The 5,840-nt window shown below is 39.6% G+C and carries 6 protein-coding genes; 1 reads left to right on the plus strand and 5 read right to left on the minus strand.

What is annotated here, in order from left to right:
- From ACLR96_RS09900 to ACLR96_RS09915, 4 genes are all read right to left on the minus strand, one after another.
- Nucleotides 1–613 (minus strand): carboxylesterase family protein (locus ACLR96_RS09900; protein WP_412265823.1); only part of this gene is annotated, 613 nt, incomplete at its 3' end.
- Nucleotides 614–704: 91 nt separating this feature from the next.
- A complete protein-coding gene (locus tag ACLR96_RS09905; protein WP_283242289.1) occupies nucleotides 705–1,712 on the minus strand; it encodes a helix-turn-helix domain-containing protein in 1,008 nt (335 codons plus the stop codon).
- Nucleotides 1,713–1,813: 101 nt separating this feature from the next.
- Complete coding sequence (locus tag ACLR96_RS09910; protein WP_177269776.1) at nucleotides 1,814–2,950, minus strand: pyridoxal-phosphate-dependent aminotransferase family protein; 1,137 nt, start codon at nucleotides 2,948–2,950, stop codon at nucleotides 1,814–1,816.
- A gap of 11 nt (nucleotides 2,951–2,961) precedes the next feature.
- Nucleotides 2,962–3,495 (minus strand): ECF transporter S component, encoded by a 534-nt coding sequence (locus ACLR96_RS09915; RefSeq protein WP_177269778.1) that lies wholly within the window; start codon nucleotides 3,493–3,495, stop codon nucleotides 2,962–2,964.
- Nucleotides 3,496–3,875: 380 nt separating this feature from the next.
- On the opposite strand from ACLR96_RS09915, the gene ACLR96_RS09920 reads away from it, so the two are divergent.
- Nucleotides 3,876–5,033: an MFS transporter gene (locus tag ACLR96_RS09920; RefSeq protein ID WP_177269779.1), complete on the plus strand. Its 1,158-nt coding sequence runs from the start codon at nucleotides 3,876–3,878 to the stop codon at nucleotides 5,031–5,033.
- 62 nt (nucleotides 5,034–5,095) lie between these two features.
- Here the strand turns inward: ACLR96_RS09920 and panC are convergent.
- A partial coding sequence (panC, locus tag ACLR96_RS09925) for a pantoate--beta-alanine ligase (RefSeq protein WP_412265828.1) occupies nucleotides 5,096–5,840 on the minus strand: 745 nt, incomplete at its 5' end.

The following is a 5,840-nucleotide window of genomic DNA, read 5'->3' on the forward strand; positions in this document are numbered from 1 at the left end:
CCTGTATCCATGTCAGCCCTTGCATAAGATCCAGCATACTGAGATTTTTACTGTCAGGGAAATCTTCACCGCCTTGCACTTTGCTGAAATCGATTTCTCCGAACATGCCGAGTCTATAATTCATACTTACAACTATCACATCTTCATGCTGCTCAACAATGGTAGATCCATTGTAGAGAGGATCTGCCGTCCCTCCCCATGCGAATCCTCCGCCATGTATATAAACCATAACAGGTTTATTTTCGGCGTCCATATCTTTTGTCCATACATTGAGAGTCAGGCAGTCTTCCCCAACACCGGCTTCGTTTTCTCCTGCCGGTTCCGAATGCCACGAATACTGAGTAGCTGTCTTCCCAAACTCCTTTGCCTCAAAAGTTTCATCACTGTCCTCAGGTGCCTGAGGCGCTTTCCATCTCAAATCTCCCGTAGGTGATTTAGCATATGGAATTCCTTTAAAGGCAATGACATCTGTCTCCTTATCAACTTCTCCCACAAAATTCCCGTTTTGACAATCGGCTGTAAGCTTTGCTTCGTCTGTCCCGGCTCCTCCGCATCCGCATAATCCCAGAGCGAAACACGCCGAAAGTAAGATAAACAATAATTTCTTCTTCATGATCTCCTCCTTTTATATCAGGGGTTTTGATTTTCTCGTATCTTACTTTAAAATTCTCAAAAAAAACAGTACCCGAATGGGTACTATTTGATTATATCCTGTTTTTTTCGTCGTTTTTTATGTTCCTGGCGTTTATCAAATGTATCACTTCCGACCTGCTTTTTACATCCAACTTTTCGTAAATATTCCGAATATGTTTTTTTACAGTGTTCACAGATATGAAAAGAGCTTCGGCAATGTCAGGATTAGTATTTCCCATATACACCAGTCCCAGCACTTCGCGTTCTCTGACAGTAAGTTTATGAGCTGCCGCTATAAAATCCAGTTTTTCATCTATATCAGCACTTTCTGCCACATACACATCTTCCCCGAAAAATAACGGGCTGAAATCCTCACGAAAAACGAACACACATGTAGCCAGATTAACAAGAAATAATACAGCTCCGGTGAAATCCGGAGTCTCCACTTCCCACGCTGATACACCATATTTACCAGCAAACAGTCCCATATCTATGATTCCCTGAAGCACACTCCAAAACAGCAGCAAAACAGAACAAACTATAATATAGTTTCTCCTCAGACGGCTGACACTTTCAATGATCCCATATATACTGCAATATATTATTATTAATGCTGTTATTAATATGAAACATGCTTCCGAAACCATCCATATCAGACGTACTTCAGGATTGTCAATATTGTAATACTGCCCCATGAATACAATTGTTATGATAAGTGAAAAGATAATCCTGACCGCCGTTACAGCTGCGCCTGCCTGCACAACACGTTTATGCTTATCTCTGTTTATAATATTTGCCAGAACAAGTATCCAGCAAAAGAACAAAAAATCACACAATAAATAATCCACTATACGAAATGGAGTCGCAAGTTCATAATCCCGAGAAACAACTTCACGGTAATAAAATATAAAATAAAGTAAATCAGTTAGCAACACAACAGAAGCAAATCTTCTGACTGATATATATATCTTATTTTCCCTGTCATTTTTACGTACAAGTATCAGACCGATAAACACCAAGCACACCAATGATATAAGCATTGCTATAATATACAATGCAAAAATAATATTTATATACATCTCACAGCTCCCTACATCTGCATAAAAATCCTATAATAATTATAATGCAAATCGGAAGAATTGTCATTTTTAAAAATCTCTTCTCAACTGCTGCTGCATGTTCACCTGCATCTGATAAATTCTGAAAAGGCTTCCTTCATACTGCATTTAAGAGTAACTCCCAGTTCTGTCAATGACTTGTCCATAGCATCCAGCGTCATCTCCATATCTCTTACATTGGCGTTCTCCCCCATATGTCCTATACGCAGAACTTTACCTGCAAGAATGTCAAAACTTCCCGAAATCATTACATTATATTTATTCTTCATCAGGGATAATATCTGTACATCAGTCAACCCGTCAGGCACACGGATCACTGTAACAGTATTTGAAAATCCATAGTCCAGATAAAGCTCCAAACCTGCCTTTGTGACAGCTTCTCTGGTTGCTGCAGCTATACCGGCATGCCTCTGCACGATATCAGGCTCTGCTGTAATATTATCTATAGCTGCTCTGAATCCGTTGATATCACTGGCAGGCATAGTATAAGGAAACCATTTATCCTGATAATATGTTTTGAATGTCAGTATATTGGCATAAAATGAGGCTATAGGAACATGTCTTTCTTCCATAGCTTTTTCGGCTTTTTGACTCACCCATACCATAGCCAGTCCAGGAGGAGCTGACAATACCTTTTGAGATCCCCCGCAGAGTATGTCTATACAGCTCTCATCTACATTGACATATTCCCCGAACATCCCCGCAACAGAATCCACTACTGACAGTATCCCATACTCATCAAGAAGAGGACATATTCTTGAAATATCATTTATTACCCCGCTGGGAGTATCACAGTGCACTACTGTAGCATATTTAAAATCATTATCCTTTTCAAGAAAACTCTTCAGCTCATCTATATTTACCGGTCTGTGATAATCAGACGAAAACAAGACAGGTTGTCCACCATATATTTTTACAAAATCTGCAAACCCCTTTCCAAAAATACCATTGTCTATTACAAGTACGCGGTCTTTCGGTTCCGTAAGAGAAGCGCAGGCAGCCTCAAGGGCTAATATTCCTTCTCCACCCAATATATAAGCCGTACCTGAAGAATGAACCAAATCCCGGAGCAAATCACAAGTTTCCTTATAAAACTCACAAAACTCCGTATCAACATCGGGATTGGTAGTCTCCAAACTTCTGGCCATGCGAACATTCTCACGGACCTGAGTAGGACCTGCCGTCATTATCTTATACATGCTTGCCTCCTTTAGTATTTCATAGCTATTTTTTTCAGTTTACCTGCAAAAGGTATAACGATTGCTCCTGCCACAGCTACCTGTACGATATTTCCCGGTATAGATCCGAGAGGAGTTATCCAATTTCCGAAAAGAATCACTTCCGCAAAGTAATATCCAATAATTTTTATTGCAAGAGCTGCCGCAACAGCTATAGTATTAGCCACGACGGGACGGATCTTCAGCTTTTCCGAAATAGTTCCCGACACATAGCCCATAAGCCCTGCTATCACAAGAGTAAAAGGCGCCCACGCTGTCCAGCCGGAAATAAGATCAAACAGACCCATTCCTATTCCTCCGGCAATAGCTCCGGTTTTTTTCCCAAACACGAACGCACCAAAAAAAAGCGGTACATTTCCCAAATGTATCAGACCTCCATTGCCTATCATGGGCAGCCTGATATTGATGAACATCGTTGCCACAAGTGTAAGCGCGATAAACAGGCCGTTTATCACCAACATTTTCGTTTTGCTCCGGGCCGAAACAGTATTCACATTAGTATTCATTATTTCCTCTTTTCTGTTATCTGCATACATATTATTTTTTCATCATTTATGATACACGAATACTGATATGTTCAAAATATACAAAATTAATTATTTTTATATATACAATTTTCATTTTATTCCCAAAATAAGATACAAAAATATATCAAAAGGTACATTTTTAAAAACAATCAAAATACAGTTTGATTGTTTTTAAAAACTTATGATATAATTCAAATGTTGTGTAGCAAAAGCGTAAGTCCAAACAAATGGATTTACGCTTTTCTTGTTTTAATTAATATATTGTTTTGTAATATTGGCGTATCAAAAGAGAAAATATACGGCAGAAAAGCGAAAACTTTGATTCCGCCATTTATCATTTCAAGAAAGCGAGGTTTAATTTGATTACAAAAAAAAGCAGCCAAAAAAATCTTACAATTACAATTCTTTCACTATCACTTCTTACTGTCATGGCTGGGGCTGCCGTGGCTCCTGCTCTTGATACTATCAGGATATATTTCAGTGATGCAAATCAGACGCTTACTCAGATGATAATAAGCATTCCGGCCCTTTTCATAGTTATAATGAGTTTCATTTTCCCCAAACTATGCCTTCATTTCAGATCTAAAGGACTGCTTATAACGGGACTGATACTTTATGTTGCCGGCGGCAGTATAGCGGGTATCTTCAGCAATATTTACATTGTACTCTTTTTTCGTTCTCTTGTAGGTATCGGTGTCGGTATCATCATGCCTTTATCCACAGGGTTACTTTCTTTTTATTACACAAAAGACAAACAAGACAAGCTTATGGGATACTCTTCTGCTATGAACCAGTTGGGAGGTGTCATATCTACATTAATCGCAGGCCTTCTGGCGTCAGTAAGCTGGAGACTGAGCTTTCTGGTTTACCTTATAGGACTTATCAGTATCGTTTTCTGTGTATTATTTCTTCCAAATGAACGCATAAGTGAAGACTCAGAAAAAAGAGAATCAGGTATATTCGTCAAATACTACCGATTCATTATAGCAATGTTTCTTCTCATGTTCACATTCTTCATATACCCTACAGAATTCGCAATAGAAACATCTAAAGAAGGGATTATCCCACAGCATTTTATCGCTGCGATCATGGCTGGCATGGATTTTATTGCTTTCTTGGGAGGTCTGTCATTCATACATATAAAAAAATGCGCAGGCCATACCACCAGAATCATCGCCCCTATCCTCTTTATATTGGGATATACCGCACTCTGGACAATAGGAGAATGGACAGGAGCCATTTTAGGATCGTTTTTTATAGGTTTCGCCAATGGACTGGGAATACCTTATATCATTTCAACAGCATCTGTGCAGGCAGGAAAATCAGCAGCAGTAACAGTAATGCCTCTGCTTTCCATGTCTTTATACTTAGCGCAGTTTACAACACCGCTTATAATCTCTCTGATTGCCAGCCTTCTGGGACAGGTGGCCGCAGATCATCTTCCGTATTTCATCGCAATAATATCAGCTATTCTTTTTACCGCATGGTCTTTTGCAATAAAATGTGACAAAAATTAAATTAATGACACAAAATACCTGTGAAACTGAAACATCAGATTCCACAGGCATTTTTCATAACTTTATCCGCCAATAGTAAAATTATCTATAAGCCTTGTTTTTCCTATATACACAGCCATTGCAACAAGATCTCCTTTTTCAAGGGATTCTTTGGGAAGCAGCGTCATTCCATCTACCGCTTGAATATAATCCACTCTTGCCGCAGGTTCGGATGAAATTATATCAGTCATCAGCGCCACCACCTTCGACGAGAGCATACAGCTCCCATCACGAATCAATGCCTTTGCTGCTTCTATAGATCTATACAGTACTGTAGCAGCCTCTCTTTCCTCATAATTCAAATACATGTTTCTGCTGGATTTGGCAAGACCGTCTGACTCTCTTACGGTAGGACATCCTACTATCTGTATATTAAAATTCATATCCTTTACCATCCGGCGTATCACAGCCAGCTGCTGTGCATCCTTTTCACCAAAATAAGCTCTATCAGGACCTACTATATTGAACAGTTTACTTACGACCGTACAAACTCCTCTAAAATGACCCGGTCTGCTTTTTCCGCAAAGCTGCTTTGTCATCTCCGTTTCAAGATTAATATAAGTGCCGAATCCTTCGGGATACATTTCTTCTACAGACGGATGAAACACCATATCACAGCCTTTTTTCTCAAGGATCCTGCAGTCTCTTTCAAAATCTCTTGGATAACTGTCAAGATCTTCTCCCGCTGAGAACTGTGTCGGATTGACAAACACTGAGGCCACCACCCTGTCACAGCCTCCCACAGCCGCACTTATGAGAGATGCATGG

The sequence above is a fragment of the Lentihominibacter sp. genome (genome assembly GCF_046951855.1).
Lineage (GTDB): Bacteria > Bacillota > Clostridia > Peptostreptococcales > Anaerovoracaceae > Lentihominibacter > Lentihominibacter hominis.

Excerpts from the sequence above, each read along its gene's own strand:
- ACLR96_RS09905 (WP_283242289.1), bottom strand. The coding sequence starts at position 1,712 with ATGTATATAAATATTATTTTTGCATTGTATATTATAGCAATGCTTATA.
- ACLR96_RS09910 (WP_177269776.1), bottom strand. The coding sequence starts at position 2,950 with ATGTATAAGATAATGACGGCAGGTCCTACTCAGGTCCGTGAGAATGTT.
- ACLR96_RS09915 (WP_177269778.1), bottom strand. The coding sequence starts at position 3,495 with ATGAATACTAATGTGAATACTGTTTCGGCCCGGAGCAAAACGAAAATG.